The organism is Burkholderia cepacia ATCC 25416 (assembly GCF_001411495.1).
Classification (GTDB): Bacteria; Pseudomonadota; Gammaproteobacteria; order Burkholderiales; family Burkholderiaceae; genus Burkholderia; species Burkholderia cepacia.
Genome location: NZ_CP012982.1, coordinates 1,663,210 through 1,679,098 on the forward strand (window position 1 = coordinate 1,663,210; position 15,889 = coordinate 1,679,098).

Genomic DNA, 15,889 nt, shown 5'->3' on the forward strand with positions numbered 1-15,889 from the left:
GCGCCCGAGGGCGCCCTTCATGCATCCGGATTCCGAACCGCGCGGCGGCGGTCAGTTCGTCCGCGAATTGTGTTTCTGCAGATACGCGATCAGGCCGTCGATCCCGCCCGATGCGAGCTGGCTCTTGAACTGGCCCTGGTAGACCTGGATCAGCCACGCGCCCGACATGTCGATGTCGTAGATCTTCCAGTCGTTGCCGACCTTGCCGAGACGATAGCCGACCGACTGGCTGTCGCCCGGCGTCGTGACCGTCGACTGCACGAGCGCGTCTGCGCCCGACGCGCCGCCGGCCTTGAACGAGAACTTCGCGTCCTGGCTGCCGAGCTGCGCGAGCGACGCGGCGTAGGTGCGCGTCATCAGCAGCTTGAACTGCTTGTAAAGCTCCTGCTGCTGTTGCGGCGTGGCCTGCTTCCACGCGTCGCCGACCGCGATGCGGGTCGTGCGCTCGAAGTTGGTCGCGGGCAGGAAGCGCTGCTCGACGACCGCCGAGACCTTCGCCATGTCCCCGCCGCGCGCGGCCGGATCGGCCTTCATCGCGTTGACGGTACCTTCGACCGCATTGCGGACGATATCGACCGGCGCGCTCTGCGCAAAAGCGGAAACCGACACGGCGGCCGCCGCGACGAAAGCAAACAGATGACGTTTCATACGAATATCGCTCGATGAGAAAAAACGACCGGTTCATTGCACCGGCCGACGAAGCAAAGTATACCGGGCCCGACGCCTCGGTGCGCCGCCGTGACCGACTGTTACCTTTCAGGTTCCTTTGTCACAGGCGTGCGGCGGCGCGACGACGCAGCGCGGCGCCGATTATGTAAATATCCCCTTACAAACCGGCGAGCCATCGGTATCGATTCCGCCGTCGCGAACAAATCTCCTTCCCGCCCCGAAACCCCCAACGTCACGACCGCCGCCACGCCGCGCCGGTATACTTGGCTACTTTGCCCTTGCCAGCCGCTCCCCACCGCCACATGGTGACATCTCTCATCGTCCGACTCGTTGCATGGTCGGTGCGCCGCCCCGTCTGGGTCGTCGTCCTGTCGCTCGTCATCGCCGCGCTCAGCGGCGTCTATGTCGCGCAGCATTTCAAGATCAACACCGACATCAGCAAGCTCGTCGATGCCGAGCCGCAATGGGCCGCCCTCGGCCAGGCCGTCGACAAGGCGTTCCCGCAACGCAACGGCACGATCCTCGCCGTCGTCGAGGCGCCGGCGCCCGAATTCGCGAACGCCGCCGCGCATGCGCTGACCGAAGCGCTGCGCAAGGATGCCGACGCCGGCCGCATCGGCCAGGTGGCCGAGCCCGGCGGCGGGCCGTTCTTCGAGCACAACGGGCTGCTGTTCCTGTCGCCGCAGGAGGTCACGGATACCACCTCGCAGCTCGCGAGCGCGCGCCCGCTCGTCAACGAACTCGCGAAGAACCCGAGCCTGACCGGGCTCGCGACCACACTCTCCACCACGCTCGGCCAGCCGCTCCTGACCGGCCAGGTGAAACTGCCCGCGATGGCGAAGCTGCTCGCACGCAGCGCCGCGACGGTCGACGACGTGCTGGCCGGCAAGCCGGCCGCGTTCTCGTGGCGCGCGCTGGTCGACAACGATGCCGCGCGGCAGCCCGCGCGCGCGTTCGTCACCGTGCAGCCGGTGGTCAACTACGGCGCGCTGAAGGCCGGCGCGGAAACCAGCCAGGTGATCCGCGACGCGGCCCGTTCGCTCGACCTCGAGAAGCGCTACGGCGCCGCCGTGCGCCTGACCGGCGAACAGCCGCTCGCCGACGACGAATTCGCGTCCGTCGAAGATGGCGCGGCGCTCAACGGCGCGCTCACGCTGCTCGCCGTGCTCGTCATCCTGTGGCTGGCGCTGCGCTCGAAGCGGATGATCGGCTCGGTGCTCGTCACGCTGTTCGTCGGCCTCGTCGTGACCGCCGCGCTCGGCCTCGCGATGGTCGGCTCGCTGAACATGATCTCGGTCGCGTTCATGGTGCTGTTCGTCGGCCTCGGCGTCGATTTCTCGATCCAGTACGGCGTGAAATACCGCGAGGAGCGCTTCCGCGATCCGCGCATCGATCACGCGCTGATCGGCGCCGCGCACTCGATGGGCATGCCGCTCGCGCTGGCCACCGCGGCCGTCGCGGCGAGCTTCTTCTCGTTCATTCCCACCGCCTATCGCGGCGTGTCCGAACTCGGCCTGATCGCGGGCGTCGGGATGTTCGTCGCGCTGCTGACCACGATCACGCTGCTGCCGGCGCTGCTGCGCCTGTTCGCGCCGCCGGGCGAATCGAAGACGCCGGGCTTCCCGTGGCTCGCGCCGGTCGACGACTACCTCGATCGCCATCGCAAGCCGATCCTGATCGGCACGCTCGTGGTCGTGATCGGCGCGCTGCCGCTGCTCGCGTTCCTCCACTTCGACTTCAACCCGCTGCACCTGAAGGATCCGCACAGCGAATCGATGGCGACGCTGCTTGCGCTGAAGGACTCGCCGGAAGCCGCCGTCAACGACGTCACGCTGCTCGCGCCGTCGCTCGCCGATGCCGACGCGGCCGCGAAGCGCCTCGACGCACTGCCTGAAGTCGGCCGCACGACCACACTGTCGACCTTCATCCCCGCCGACCAGCCGGCCAAGCGCGCGGCGATCGCCGCGGCCGCGAGCGACCTGCTGCCCGCGCTGACGCAGCCGGCCGCGCCGCCCGCGACCGATGCGCAGCGCGTCGCCGCGCTCAAGCGCGTGTCGGACCTGCTGAGCTACGCGGCCGAAGATCACCCGGGCCCGGGCGCGGCCGCCGCGCAGCACCTGTCGGCCTCGCTCGCGAAACTCGCCGCCGCGGACGCCGCGACGCGCGACCGCGCCGAGCGTGCGTTCTCCGACACGCTGCGCATCGCGCTCAACCAGCTCGCCTCGCTGCTGCAGCCGCAGGACATCACGCGCGAATCGCTGCCGCCACAGCTCGTGCGCGACTGGGTCGCACCGGACGGCCACGCACTCGTGCAGATTTCGCCGAAGGTGCCGAAGGGCGTCGACCCGAACGACGACACGATGCTGCGCCGCTTCGCGAAGACCGTGAAGGCCGCGGAGCCGGGCGCGACCGGCGGGCCGATCTCGATCCTGCATTCGGCCGACACGATCATCAACGCGTTCCTGCATGCGGCACTGTGGTCGATCATCTCGATCACGATCCTGCTGTGGGTCACGCTGCGCCGCTTCGGCGACGTGCTGCGCACGCTGGTGCCGCTGCTCGTGTCGGGCATCGTGACGCTCGAACTGTGCGTCGTGCTCGGCATGTCGCTCAACTTCGCGAACATCATCGCGCTGCCGCTGATGCTCGGCGTCGGCGTCGCGTTCAAGGTGTATTTCGTGATGGCGTGGCGCGGGGGGCAAACCGGGCTGCTGCACTCGAGCCTCACGCACGCCGTCCTGTTCAGCGCCGCGACGACGGCGACCGCATTCGGCAGCCTGTGGCTGTCGCACCACCCGGGCACGTCGAGCATGGGCAAGCTGCTCGCGCTGGCCCTGACCTGCACGCTGATCGGCGCCGTGGTGTTCCAGCCCGTCCTGATGGGCAAACCGCGCGTCAAACGCGCCAAGAACCAATCGCAAGGAATCAATGAATAAGGTGCGAATCATTGCGGCGACCGTTGCCGCCAGCGCAGTGCTGACCGGCTGCGCGACGGGACCGAACCGCAACCCCAACGACCCGCTCGAGCCGATGAACCGGGCGATGTACAAGTTCAACGACACCGTCGACACGAACATCGCCCAGCCGATCGCGAAGGGTTACCAGAAGGTCACGCCGACGCCCGTGCGCACCGCGATCAGCAACTTCTTCTCGAACCTCGGCGACCTCGGCAACATCGCGAACAACCTGCTGCAGTTGCGCATCACCGACGCGACGCAGGACTTGATGCGCGTCGCGATGAACTCGCTGTTCGGCGTCGCCGGCCTGATCGACATCGCGACGCCGGCCGGGCTGCCGAAGCATCACCAGGATTTCGGCCTGACGATGGCGCGCTGGGGCGTGCCGTCCGGCCCGTACCTCGTGCTGCCCGTGTTCGGGCCGAGCACGTTCCGCGACGGCGTCGGCCGCGCGGTGGACGTGCGCTTCAACCTGCTCAACTACATCGAGCCGGCCGCGCGCAACCCGATGTACATCGCGCAGTTCATCAGCGCGCGCTCGGACCTGCTCGGCGCGACCGACCTGCTGAAGCAGGCCGCGCTCGATCCGTATTCGTTCGTGCGCGACGCGTACCTGCAGCAGCGCAAGTCGCTGACGTATCGCAGCCAGTCGTCGTCCACAACGCTGCCGACCTACAACGAACCGGGTGAATCGGGCGCCGTGCCCGCCGCGACGCCTGCCGTGCCGGGGTTGCCGAACTACGAGGATCCGGGCGAGTCGGGCGGTACACCGGGCGCTGCGCCGAACAATGCACCGGCCGCGCCGGGGCTGCCGCAGTACGACGATCCGGGTGCGGACGGTGCGATGCCGGCGAGCACGCCGGCTGCTGCGCCTGCCGCGGCATCGGCAACCGCGCCGGCAACGCCTGCGAGCAGTCCGGCCGCGCAGTAACGCTGCAACGGCTACCGCCGCAAGGAAAAAGAGCGCTGCAGTTCAAATCTGCAGCGCTCTTTTTTTGTCCGCGATTTGTCCGCGAGAACCGGAAGGAAAGCCGGGAAGGGAGGGGTAAGAAAAGCGGCGAACGCCGCTCAGACGATCCGCATCGCGCCCGCACGCTCGAATGCGTGCCGCGCCTGGATCAGCGTCGTGCGCGCCGCGCGCGCGTCGCTGGCCACCTGCAGCAGCGGGCCGAGCTGCGACGGCTGCTTCAGCAGTTCACGCAGGATCGGCAGGATCGCCGTGCTGCCGTCGTCGCGCAGGCCGGCCGTCGCCGCGCTGGGCAACGTGCGCCACGCCGGATCGACGATCGCGCGACACACCGCGAACGGCACACCGCGCGACGCCGCGAAGGCCGCCGCGATATGCGACTCCATGTCGACGGCGAGCGCGCCCTTCGCGCGATGCAGCGACGTCTTTTCCTGTTCGCTGACGACCGGTGCGCTCACCGCCGCGATCGTGCCGCGCGTGACGCGCGCCCACACCGGCGTGTCGTGCAGCGCGGCGACGAGCCGCGTGCTCCAGCGCGTATCGGTCTCGACGCGGCCGAACGGCCCGTCGATCGCGTTCGCGATCACGAGCGCGCCGGGCGCCAGGTCGGGCGCGAGCCCGCCCGCGGTGCCGAAGCTCACGATGCCCGCGCAACCGCGCGCGGTCGCCTCGGTCAGCGCGCGTTCGAGCCGGTCGGCGCGCGCGGCGAAGACCGCTTCGACGCCGTCGCCGCGCGCAATGCGCGCCTCGAACGCCATCCCCGTCACGGCGATGACGGGCAGCATGCCGGTGGATTGCGTCGCCACGCGTTACAGCCCGAACGTGACGCGCGTCGTGTTGTCGCGCTTCAGGTTGCGATAGCGCGCGAGCGCCCACAGCGGGAAGAACTTGCGATAGCCGTGGTAGCGCAGGTAGAACACGCGCGGGAAGCCCGTCGCCGTGAAGCGCGCCTCGTCCCACAGGCCTTCTTCGTTCTGGTTGGCGATCAGGTAGTCGACACCACGCGCCACCGCCGGGTTGTTCACCTCGCCGGCCGCCATCAGGCCGAGCAGCGCCCAGGCCGTCTGCGACGCCGTGCTCGGCGCCTGTTCGAAGCCGCGATAGTTCAGCTTGTAGCTGTCGCCGTCCTCGCCCCAGCCGCCGTCCTTGTTCTGGATCGACAGCAGCCACTGCGCGCCGCGCTTCATGCGCGGATCGTCCGGCGTCAGGCCGGCCGCGTTCAGCGAGCACAGTGCCGTCCACGTGCCGTACACGTAGTTCATCCCCCAGCGGCCGTACCAGCTGCCGTCCGGTTCCTGCTCCTTGAGCATGTAGTCGAGCGCGCGGCGCGCCGGCTCGCTGTTCAGCGGCGTCTCGCCGAGCTGCGCCAGCATCGACAGGCAGCGGCCCGACACGTCGGCCGTCGGCGGATCGAGCAGCGCGCCGTGATCCGAGAACGGGATGTTGTTCAGGTAGTACTGCGTGTTTTCCGGTTCGAACGCGCCCCAGCCGCCGTCGCTGCTCTGCATCCCGACGACCCACTCGCGCGCGCGTGCGATCGAATCCCGATACGCGTCGTTCTGCCGGAGTTTCTGCGCGCGATCCATCGCCACCGCGACCACCGCCGTGTCGTCGACGTCCGGGTAGTGCGCGTTCGCGTACTGGAAAGCCCAGCCGCCGGGCCGCACGTGCGGGCGGCGCGAGATCCAGTCGCCGCGCACGTCGAGGATCTGCAGCGGGCGCAGCCATTCGAGGCCGCGCAGCACGGCTTCCTCGGCACGCGCGTCGCCCGTCTCGAGCAGCGCATGTGCGGCGAGCGACGTGTCCCACACCGGCGACAGGCACGGCTGGCAATACGCTTCGTCGTCGTGCACGACGAGCAGCTTCTCGATCGACTTGCGTGCGATCGCGCGGTTCGGATGATCTTCCGCGTAGCCGAGCACGTCGTACATCATCACCGCGTTGGCCATCGCCGGATAGATCGCGCCGAGGCCGTCCTCGCCGTTCAGGCGCTCGTCGACGAACGAGACGGCCTGGCGGATCGCGCGTTCGCGCGTGTAGTTCGGGAACAGGCCGTCAGCCGCGCGCAGCGCATGGTCGACCACGCGGAAGAACGCGAACCAGCCGGGGCTCTGGTGACCCTGGCGCGGCAGCAGGCCGGCGTTGACGGGCGGATCGATGAACAGCTCGTCGATGCGCACGCCGCGCGGGTTCTTCGCGAGCGGGCGCTTCGCGTTCAGCACGAGCAGCGGCACGATCACGGTGCGCGCCCAGTACGACACCTTCGACAGGTGGAACGGGAACCACTGCGGCAGCAGCATGATCTCGACCGGCATCATCGGCACCGCGCGCCACGGAATCGCGCCGTACAGCGCGAGCTGGATGCGCGTGAACACGTTCGACATCTCGGCGCCGCCCATCGCGTGGATCGCGCGGCGCGCACGCTGCATGTGCTCGGCGTTCTCGTCGTCACCGATCACCTTCAGCGCGAAATACGCCTTCACGCTCGCGCTGATGTTCGGCGCGCCGTCGGTGAACAGCGGCCAGCCGCCGTCGGCCTGCTGGATGCGGCGCAGATACTTGCCGATCTTCTGTTCGAGCTCGACGTTCGGCGTCTCGCCGAGATAGTGGACGAGCAGCACGTATTCGGCGGGAATCGTCGAATCGGCTTCGAGTTCGTAGACCCAGTGGCCGTCCGCGTTCTGCGCGGCCAGCAGCGCGTCGGTCGCACGCGCGACGGCCGCATCGACGCCGGCCGGCACGGTGCCGGCGGACAAGGTAGCCATTTCGGTGAGATCGTTCATCGGTCCCTCTGTTGCTTACTGTGTCTGGAGCACGTCCGCGGCCAGCTGGCCGGAGCGGATCGCGCCCTCGATCGTGGCGGGCAAGCCGGTGGCAATCCAGTCGCCCGCCAGCACGAGATTGGTCCAGCGCGTACGCACGGCCGGACGCTTCATTTCCTGCGACGGCACCGCCGCAAAGCCCGCGCGCGGCTCGACGACGAGCTGCCACGCGGGGATGGTTTCCGGGTTCGCGCCCGTCACGCGCGCGACGTCTTCCCAGATGCGCCGCGCAAGCGTGTCGCGCGGCGTGTCGAGCCAGCGGCCGGCGTCGCGGATCGTCGCCGCGAGCTGGCCGCCGCCGGTGCGCACCGCATCGACGACACCGTTCACGACCGCCGTCTGCAACGGCGTGCCGGCCGGCGCCTCGACCGCGAAGTACGCGGTCACGACCGCGCTGAACGTGTCGGGCGCGGTGAGCTCGGGCACGAGCGGCTGCGCGACCTCGGGCGGCACGGCCAGCACGACGGCGTCGCCCGGTGCGAGATCGATCCGCTCGCCGCCGACCGAGATCGCATCGACCGCGTTGCCGTGCGCGCCGAATTCGAGCGCGTCGAGCCGCGAGTTCAGCCGGATCTGCGCGCCGCCGTGCTGCAGCATCCGCAGCGCCGGTTCGACGAATGCGCTGCCGAGACCATCGCGCGCGACGAGCGGACGGCAGCCGGGGCCGCCCGCGGCAAACGTGCCGCACAGCGCCGCACGCGCGAGTTCGGCGCTCGCGTGGCGCGGCTCGACGTTCAGCACACCGAGGAAATACGGCCGCAGCCAACGTTCCCACAGCATGCCGTCGCATCGCATCGTCTGAGCGAGTGAGCGGCCCATGCGCGCGAACGCGAGCGGGGCGAGCGCCAGGTAGTCGAGCGGCGTCGTGCCCGGCGCACGCGACGCGGCATCGAACAGCCACGACGGCCAGCGCCCGCCGCCGAAGCGCAGCGTCCAGCGCTGCTGCGACGCGACGTCGACGACCGGGAATTCAGGCAGCGCGGGCCCCGCGAGCCGGTCGGCCGCGCCGATCGCGCGCAGGTAGCGCTGCGTCGCGGGCTGTCCCGCGAACACCGTGTGCAGCCCGCTGTCGAGCGTCGTGTTCAGCGTCCCGTCGAACCATGAGCGGCAGCGGCCGCCCGCATGCGCGTGCGCGTCGTGCAGCACGATGCGCCGCCCGCGGCGTTGCAGCTCGACCGCGGCCGACAGGCCGGCAAGGCCGGCGCCGATCACGTGGACGGTCCTGGGCATCGACTCGGTCGACTCAGAACAGCGCGTAGCGCGCGGCGATCATCAGCATGCGCGCCTTCGGCTTGCGCAGCGGCGCGCGCGGGAAGGCGAAGCCGCGTGCGATCGCGGCTTCGAGAATGCAGCGATACGCCCCTGACATGATGCGCGGCGCCTTCACCTGCGCACGCGGGCACGTATCCATCACTGCGTCGGCCTGGCGGAAATGCTCGAGCGCGCGCTCGACGAGCGTCGCGCACACGCGCGGCAGCGCCGGATCGCGCACGATCGTCGCCGGGTCGGTAATCGCGATGCCTTCGCGCGCGAGCAGCTCGCGCGGCAGGTAGCAGCGGTTGATCGCCGCATCGTCGTCGATGTCGCGCAGGATGTTGGTCAGTTGCAGTGCGCGGCCGAGGTGATGCGACAGCTTGATCCCTTCGGCTTCAGGCATCCCGAAAATCCTCACCGACAGACGGCCGGCCGCGCTCGCCACGCGATCGCAGAAGAGGTCGAGCGTCGGCTCGTCGGGCGCGCAGATGTCTTCGACCGCATCCATCGCCATCCCGTCGATCATCGCGTGGAAATCGTCGCGCTGCAGGTTGAATGCACGGATCTCGCGGTCGAGCGCGGCGAGATGGCGCGGCGGGCGGCCGGCGTAGCATGCGTCGATGTCGGCGCGCCAGCGATCGAGGCCCGCATTGCGCTCGGCGCGCGGCAGGTCGCTGTCGGCGATGTCGTCGACCGCGCGGCAAAACGCATAGACCTGGAACATCGCATCGCGCTGCACGGCCGGCAGGATGCGCATCGCAAGATAGAAAGAACTGCCCGATGTGACGGCAGCGGCGTCGGTTTCTTGTTCGTCCACGACGGAATTGGAAACGGCCAAGACAAGCTCCACGGAGACACCCACGCGGGGCGATTGAAGAAGCCATGCCCGGCTGGGATGGTCAGGGCGTCAAATGCGTGCGAGATATGCGAACGATCGACGCAGACAGGCACAAATTACCGGCCGGAAGCCGGAATTGGGCGAAAGTATAGCAATCTTTGAAGTTCGATGGCGGACACTCGCCGCGTGCGGCGGCATGCCGGAGGCCGTTGGCCGGCAAGGGCGCCCGGCCCGGGCAGGAAGCGGCGCCGGCGCTGCGTCAGCCGTAGACGATGTCGCGCTGCAGGTCGAGCGCAATGAGCCCCATTTCGCGCGTGAGCTGCAACATCGAGCGACGCTCGAGGCGCGAGCCCATGAAGCTCGTCACGTGGCCGTCGGGCTCCGCGGTGAACTGGAACACCGCGCCGCCCGTGCCGAACCACGCACCCGGCACGTCGGGCGATTCTTGCCAGTCGATCTGCGCGAACACGCGTGCGATACCCGCGCGTATCAGGTCGCCCGGACCGATCGGCGGCGCGATGTCGCCCAGGTCGTCGAGCGAATAGGGGCCGGGTTTGTTCGGCTTCCGATAGAAGAGATAGTCGACGTTCATGGGGCGCAATCGCGGGCAAAGCAACAAATTAGCGCGCTTCGGGATAAATTCATATCGGATACGGACGAAATGTGGCCTGTACGAGACAAGAGGGACAGATCGAAAGCGGCCCGTCTGGGTGCGCGCGGGTTCGTCTAAGATGACACCTTTCTCAAAATCTGAAGACCCGGACACCATGGAGACGAACGCAAGCGCCACCCCGCAGTCCGATCATCCCGTTTTCGTGCTCGTGCACGGCGCCTGGCACGGCGCGTGGTGCTATGCGCACGTTGCGGCCGCGCTGGCCGAGCGCGGCCACCTGTCGATCGCGCGCGACCTGCCCGCGCACGGCATCAACGCCCGCTTTCCGGCTTCCTACTTCACCCGCCCGCTCGACAAGGATGCGTTCGGCGCCGAGCCGTCGCCGGTCGCGAACACGACGCTCGACGATTACGCGACGCAGGTCATGCAGGCGGTCGACGACGCGTACGCGCTCGGCCACGGCAAGGTCGTGCTCGTCGGGCACAGCATGGGCGGCCTCGCGATCACGGCGGCTGCCGAACGCGCGCCCGGGAAAATCGCGAAGATCGTCTATCTCTCGGCCTTCATGCCCGCGTCGGGCGTGCCGGGCCTCGACTACGTGCGCGCGCCCGAGAACAAGGGTGAGCTGCTCGGCCCGCTGATGCTGGCGAGCCCGCGCGTCGCCGGTGCGCTGCGCATCGATCCGCGCAGCGGTGACACCGCGTATCGCGAGCTCGCGAAGCGCGCGCTGTACGACGACGTGCCGCAAGCCGACTTCGAAGCCGTCGCGAACCTGATGACCTGCGACGTGCCGGCCGCGCCGTTCGCGACCGCGATCCCGACGACGGCCGCGCGCTGGGGCGCGATCGACCGCCACTACATCAAGTGCCTGCAGGATCGCGTGATCCTGCCCGCGCTGCAGCAGCGCTTCATCGACGAAGCCGACGCGTTCGCGCCCGGCAACCCGACCCACGTGCACCAGCTCGACAGCAGCCATTCGCCGTTCATGTCGCAGCCGGCCGTCCTGGCCGGCGTGCTGGCCGACATCGCGAAAAGCTGAGCACGGCACGCGCGGGGCGCATCCGCTCCGCGCAGCAGGGCCGTGCGGGTGCGCCTACGCGTAGGCCACCGAGCGGTCCCGCCCGAGCCGCTTCGCGCGATAGAGCGCGGCGTCGGCCTCGTTGACGAGCACGTCGCAAGTGGGCGCACCCGCCTTTGCACACGCGCCGCCGACACTCGCCGTCACCGGCACGCTGACGCCCTCGGCATCGACCGGCACGCTGCCGATCGCATCGCGCACCTTGTCGGCCACGAGCATCGCCTCGTCGAGATTCGTGCACGGCAGCAGCAGCGCGAATTCCTCGCCACCGAAGCGGCCGAACGTATCCTGCGCACGCACGATCGACGCGACGCGGCGCGCCGTCTCGCGCAGCACGGCGTCGCCGGCCGCATGCCCGAAACGGTCGTTGATCGTCTTGAAGTGGTCGAGGTCGAACAGCAGCACCGACATGTCGCCGCCGTAGCGCTGCCAGCGCGCGAATTCGTCGCCGAGCCGCGCCTCGAAGAAACGCCGGTTCGCGATGCCGGTCAGGCCGTCTCGATTCGCGTGTTCGCGCAGCTTCGCGACCGCCTCCTCGCGCTCACGCTGCATCACGCTCACGTGCGTGACGTCCGAGATCGTCACGCACACGGCCTCGACGTCGCGGCCGCGCGTGAGCGGCATGAACGTGCAGTCCTGCTGCATGTAGTCGACGCCGCCCGTGATCGGCCGGTCGTGCTCGAAGCGGAACAGGTAGGGCCGCTGCTCCCACGAGCTGAACGCAAAGCTGCCGAGCTGGAACACGCTCTCGAGCTTGCGCGACAGCCACGCGCGCGGCAGGTCGGGAAAACAGTCGAACAGGTTGCGGCCGATCACGTCGGCGGCCGGGATACCGCTGTGGTCCTGCATGAAGCGATTCCACATCAGCACGGTCATCGCGCGGTCGAGCACGAACAGGCCGAAGCCCACCCGCTCGATCACGAGATCGCTCAGCGACGGGGTAGCGGCCGTCATAGCGCGGACAGCAACGCGTCGAGCGCGTCGCCCATCAGCCGGATCGAATCCTCGGCCATCAGCATCACGAAGTGGGCCCGGAACGCGTGGTCCTCGAGCCCGAAGTTCACCTCGAGCAGCAATGCCACGCTCCACGCCAGTTCGGTCGGCTGGAAGACGTCGTCGAACGACACGTTCGCGCCGAGCAACCCAGGCGGAAAGAACACCGGCTTGCGCCCGAGCTCGTCGAGGATCGATGCGACGCAGGCGCCCATCAGCACGTTCGCGACGTCGAACACGACTTCGTCGGGTGTCGCCATCCCGCCGTACACGCCTTCGCCGAACGTGCGGTCGACGACCGACATGAGCCGCGCGATGCTCGCGGTACGGCACAGCACGATCGCCTCGCCCTTGATGTCGGAACGGAAGCCCTGGCGCACGGCGGTCACGTTGTCGTAGATGCCCGTCATCTCGCGCAGCGCATCGCCCGCGTCGGTCGCTTTCACGACCCGCACGCGCGGCACCGACAGTTCGATGAAGCGCCCGAGCAACAACGCGAGCCGTGCGGCGGCACGGCCCATTGCGAGGTTGGCGATCTCCTGCAACGCGTCGCGTTGCTCCGCCGTGAACACCGAGTCAGGCATACAACCCATACTCCTTGAGAATGGGCAGCAATGCCTCCGACGTCACGGGCTTGGCAACGAATGCGATCGCGCCCAATTCGCGCACGCGTGCTTGCGCCTGCGGCTGGATATCGGCGGATACCACGATCACGAACGTGTTCAGATCTTCGTGGCGCAGTGTCTCCAGCACCTGATATCCGCTCATGTCGGGCATCGTCAGGTCCAGAAACATTACGGAAGCTTTGCCGTCACGATACAGCGCCAAGGCCTCTCGACCATTCGCGGCATACGCGACATCGACGTCCCAGCCTCCCGGCAGCGCCTTTGTCAGAAGTTTGCGAGCGAGCAGCGAATCGTCGGCAATTACAATCGGCAAAGGCATGGGGCGAAGCGGTATACGGAATGGTCTCTCTCGCGTTAACGACCGCGCGGCGCACTTCTTGAGGCGCCGATGCGTTCGGGCGCGGGCAGCCGCCTTGCAACCGCGCGCGGGCGCCGCAACGCGGGCGCGCGCGACGCGCCGCGCGGCGAATGCCGGCGGGCGCAGATATCTGTCATAGGGAAAGCAAGGCGCGATTCTCGGAGTAAACCGGAGGCGATGCAACTCGCCATATTCACCATTTCGGACAGAATCGGTCCGAACATGCGCCATTCCGAAAACAGCCGCGACCATTTTCGAGATAAGCACGCAAAATTTTTCCTTGTGTACGTTTGCGCTGCCGGATTCGTCGCGTTTTCAATCTGACGAATTCCCCCTGTCGAAATCGACAGGATTACTTGCGTCCGGGTGCATCCGGGGCCGTTCGGCGGGCCGTCGCAACTCGTTTATGATGGCAGGCACCTTCGCCTCACCCGCTTCCTCGATGACGTCCGACCGGCCCGCCGATTCCCACGCTCCCGCCTCCACGCCCGCCGACGACTGGCAGGACGACGGCAACTATGCGTCCGGTGCGCCCGAGCACGATTTCGCGGTGCGACGCGTGACGCTGATCGTGCTGCTCGTCGCGGCGATCGTGCTGCCCTGCATCTACGTCGTGGTGATGGCGTACAACGACCTGAAGACGCGCGAGGCCGCCGCGAGCGACGTGACGATGCGCACCGTGCGGGTTGCCGAGGAGCACGCGCTCAAGGTGTTCGACCTGAGCGAGACGCTCGATGCGCGCATCGTCGATCTCGTGCAGGACATGGACGATGCAACCGTGCGCAACAGGGAGTCCGACATCCACGAAGCGCTGAACACGATCGGCGGCGGCTATCCGCAGGTGGCGGCCGTGTCGATCTTCGGCGCGAGCGGGATGCTGCTCGCGAACAGCCTCTACTATCCGGCGCCCTATGCGTCGATCGCGAACCGCGACGATTTCGCCGGCATTCGCGACGGCAAGGTGATCGAACACATCTCGCGGCTGATGATGGGGCCGCTCAAGCTCGAGAACATTCCCGTGTTCAACACGGGCGTCGCGCGTCGCCATAGCGACGGTTCGTTCGCCGGAATGGTGTCGATCGCGCTGAAGTCGTCGTATTTCAACGCGTTCTACCGCGACCTGCTCGGCGGCGCCAGCACGCCGATGACGATGGCGCTCGCGCGCTCGGACGGCGCGGTGATCGCGTCGTATCCGCCGCCGCCGGCACTCGCGCACACCGACCGCGCCGTCACGTTCGGCGACGCACGCAACGATCCGCGCGCCGGTGTCGTGCGGGTGCGCCACGACGGCGCGAGCAGCGAGATCGTCGCGTATCGCCAGGTCGGCAGCTATCCCGTCTACGTGACGTGCTCGTATCGCACGTCGGCGATCTGGCGTGAATGGTACGAACACCTGAGCGTGCTGTTCCTCTCGATGTTCGCGCCGTCGGTCGCGCTGTGGTCGGTGATCTGGCTGTCGCTCAAGCGGCTGAAGGCGGAAGAGGAGGCGTGGGACCGCTGGCAGGCCGAAGCGTCGATGCGCCGTTCGATCGAATCGGCGTACCGGCAGTCGCGCAAGATGCAGGCGCTCGGCAATCTCGTCGGCAGCGTCGCGCACGATTTCAACAACCTGCTGATGATCATCTCGAGCAACGTGCAGATCGTGCGGCGGCGCGGGGTCCAGCATCTCGACAAGGAGCTCGGCGCGATCGAACGCGCGCTGAAGAACGGGCAGTCGCTCACGCGCCAGCTCCTCGGCGTCGCACGCAAGCAGCCGCTGCACAACGAGACGATCGACGTCGGGCAATGGGTCGGCACATGCCGCGAACTGCTGAAGACGTCGCTCGGTTCGAAATCGTCGCTGGTCGTCGCGATCGAGCCCGGTGTGTGGCCGATCCGCGTCGACGTCGCCGAGCTCGAACTCGCGGTGATCAACCTCGCGGTCAACGCGCGCGACGCGATGGCGGCCGGCGGCCGCTTCACGGTCGGCGCGCGCAACGTGACGCTGCGTCGCGAGGACGGCTTTCCGCTGACCGGCGATTTCGTGCAGATCTCGCTCGACGATACGGGTTCGGGCATGGCGCCCGACGTGCTCGCCCGCGCGTTCGAGCCGCTGTTCACGACGAAGGCTCAGGGGATGGGGACGGGGCTCGGCCTGCCGCAGGTATTCGCGTTCTGCGAACGCTCGGGTGGCCTCGCGACGATCGACAGCGCGGTCGGTGCCGGCACGTCGGTGCGCCTCTACCTGCCGCGCGCGCGCGCCGAGGATGTCGTCGCACGGCCGCCGGCGGTCGCGCACGACGCGGGCACGGGCGCGCTCGCCGGCCTGCACGTGCTGCTCGTCGAGGACAACAGCGAAGTCGCGGCCGGCACCGAAGCGCTGCTGTCGCTGCTCGGGCACCGCGTGACCTACGCGCCCACCGCCGACGACGCGTTGCGCCTGATCGAAGGCGCGGCCGCGAACGACGCGTTCGACCTCGTGATTTCGGATATCCACATGCCGGGCAGCCTGAACGGCATCGACCTCGCCGAAGCGGTCGAGAAGCGGCCGGAGAAGCTGCCCGTGATTCTCGTCACGGGTTACGCGGAGGAACTCGACCGCACGCGCACCGTCAACGTCCGCGTGCTGTCGAAGCCGTTCGACATCGCGCTGCTCGACGAGATCCTGCTGGGCATCCGCGAAGCGCGCGACGCACGGCACGCGTGACACGCCGGCACGTGACCCGCTACGTGCG

General features: G+C 68.4%; 13 protein-coding genes. 4 read left to right on the forward strand and 9 right to left on the reverse strand.

What is annotated here, in order from left to right; genetic code table 11:
* Nucleotides 1-51 precede the first annotated feature (51 nt).
* Entirely contained in the window at nt 52-648 is a 597-nt protein-coding gene (locus APZ15_RS24755; RefSeq protein WP_027790211.1) for an MlaC/ttg2D family ABC transporter substrate-binding protein, read from the reverse strand.
* Nucleotides 649-971: 323 nt separating this feature from the next.
* Between APZ15_RS24755 and hpnN the strand changes: the two genes are divergently transcribed.
* Together hpnN and APZ15_RS24765 are read left to right on the forward strand one after the other, a co-directional pair.
* Nucleotides 972-3,605 (forward strand): hopanoid transporter HpnN, encoded by a 2,634-nt coding sequence (hpnN, locus tag APZ15_RS24760; protein WP_027790210.1) that lies wholly within the window; start codon nt 972-974, stop codon nt 3,603-3,605.
* Nucleotides 3,598-4,557, forward strand: a complete 960-nt coding sequence (locus APZ15_RS24765) for an MlaA family lipoprotein (protein ID WP_027790209.1) — start codon at nt 3,598-3,600, stop codon at nt 4,555-4,557. Before hpnN ends, APZ15_RS24765 begins: the two co-directional genes overlap by 8 nt.
* A gap of 137 nt (nt 4,558-4,694) precedes the next feature.
* Here APZ15_RS24765 and APZ15_RS24770 read toward each other — a convergent pair whose 3' ends face one another.
* The 5 genes from APZ15_RS24770 to APZ15_RS24790 all read right to left on the reverse strand — a co-directional run bounded on the left by APZ15_RS24770 (nt 4,695) and on the right by APZ15_RS24790 (nt 10,099).
* On the reverse strand, nt 4,695-5,378 hold the full coding sequence (locus APZ15_RS24770; RefSeq protein ID WP_088611405.1) for a phosphorylase: 684 nt from the start codon (nt 5,376-5,378) through the stop codon (nt 4,695-4,697).
* 24 nt (nt 5,379-5,402) lie between these two features.
* Nucleotides 5,403-7,376 carry a squalene--hopene cyclase gene (shc, locus tag APZ15_RS24775; protein WP_021161397.1) on the reverse strand — a complete coding sequence of 658 codons (1,974 nt, stop codon included), beginning with the start codon at nt 7,374-7,376 and terminating at the stop codon, nt 5,403-5,405.
* A gap of 15 nt (nt 7,377-7,391) precedes the next feature.
* Nucleotides 7,392-8,645 carry a hydroxysqualene dehydroxylase HpnE gene (hpnE, locus tag APZ15_RS24780; RefSeq protein WP_027790207.1) on the reverse strand — a complete coding sequence of 418 codons (1,254 nt, stop codon included), beginning with the start codon at nt 8,643-8,645 and terminating at the stop codon, nt 7,392-7,394.
* Between the two features lie 13 nt (nt 8,646-8,658).
* A complete protein-coding gene (gene hpnD / locus APZ15_RS24785; protein WP_027790206.1) occupies nt 8,659-9,507 on the reverse strand; it encodes a presqualene diphosphate synthase HpnD in 849 nt (282 codons plus the stop codon).
* 259 nt (nt 9,508-9,766) lie between these two features.
* The gene (locus tag APZ15_RS24790; protein WP_027790205.1) at nt 9,767-10,099 is read right to left on the reverse strand and encodes a hypothetical protein; all 333 of its coding nucleotides are present in this window, start codon (nt 10,097-10,099) and stop codon (nt 9,767-9,769) included.
* A 175-nt stretch (nt 10,100-10,274) separates the two neighbouring features.
* On the opposite strand from APZ15_RS24790, the gene APZ15_RS24795 reads away from it, so the two are divergent.
* A complete protein-coding gene (locus APZ15_RS24795) occupies nt 10,275-11,159 on the forward strand; it encodes an alpha/beta fold hydrolase (RefSeq protein WP_027790204.1) in 885 nt (294 codons plus the stop codon).
* Nucleotides 11,160-11,213: 54 nt separating this feature from the next.
* Here APZ15_RS24795 and APZ15_RS24800 read toward each other — a convergent pair whose 3' ends face one another.
* The 3 genes from APZ15_RS24800 to APZ15_RS24810 are packed head-to-tail and all read right to left on the reverse strand — an operon-like array spanning nt 11,214 to nt 13,136.
* Nucleotides 11,214-12,152, reverse strand: coding sequence for a GGDEF domain-containing protein (locus tag APZ15_RS24800; protein WP_027790203.1), 939 nt, complete (start codon nt 12,150-12,152; stop codon nt 11,214-11,216).
* On the reverse strand, nt 12,149-12,775 hold the full coding sequence (locus tag APZ15_RS24805) for a chemotaxis protein CheC (protein WP_021161391.1): 627 nt from the start codon (nt 12,773-12,775) through the stop codon (nt 12,149-12,151). Before APZ15_RS24805 ends, APZ15_RS24800 begins: the two co-directional genes overlap by 4 nt.
* Nucleotides 12,768-13,136: a response regulator gene (locus tag APZ15_RS24810; protein ID WP_021161390.1), complete on the reverse strand. Its 369-nt coding sequence runs from the start codon at nt 13,134-13,136 to the stop codon at nt 12,768-12,770. The genes APZ15_RS24805 and APZ15_RS24810 overlap by 8 nt, the downstream gene beginning before the upstream one ends.
* A gap of 481 nt (nt 13,137-13,617) precedes the next feature.
* On the opposite strand from APZ15_RS24810, the gene APZ15_RS24815 reads away from it, so the two are divergent.
* Nucleotides 13,618-15,861 (forward strand): hybrid sensor histidine kinase/response regulator, encoded by a 2,244-nt coding sequence (locus APZ15_RS24815; protein ID WP_027790202.1) that lies wholly within the window; start codon nt 13,618-13,620, stop codon nt 15,859-15,861.
* Nucleotides 15,862-15,889 lie beyond the last annotated feature (28 nt).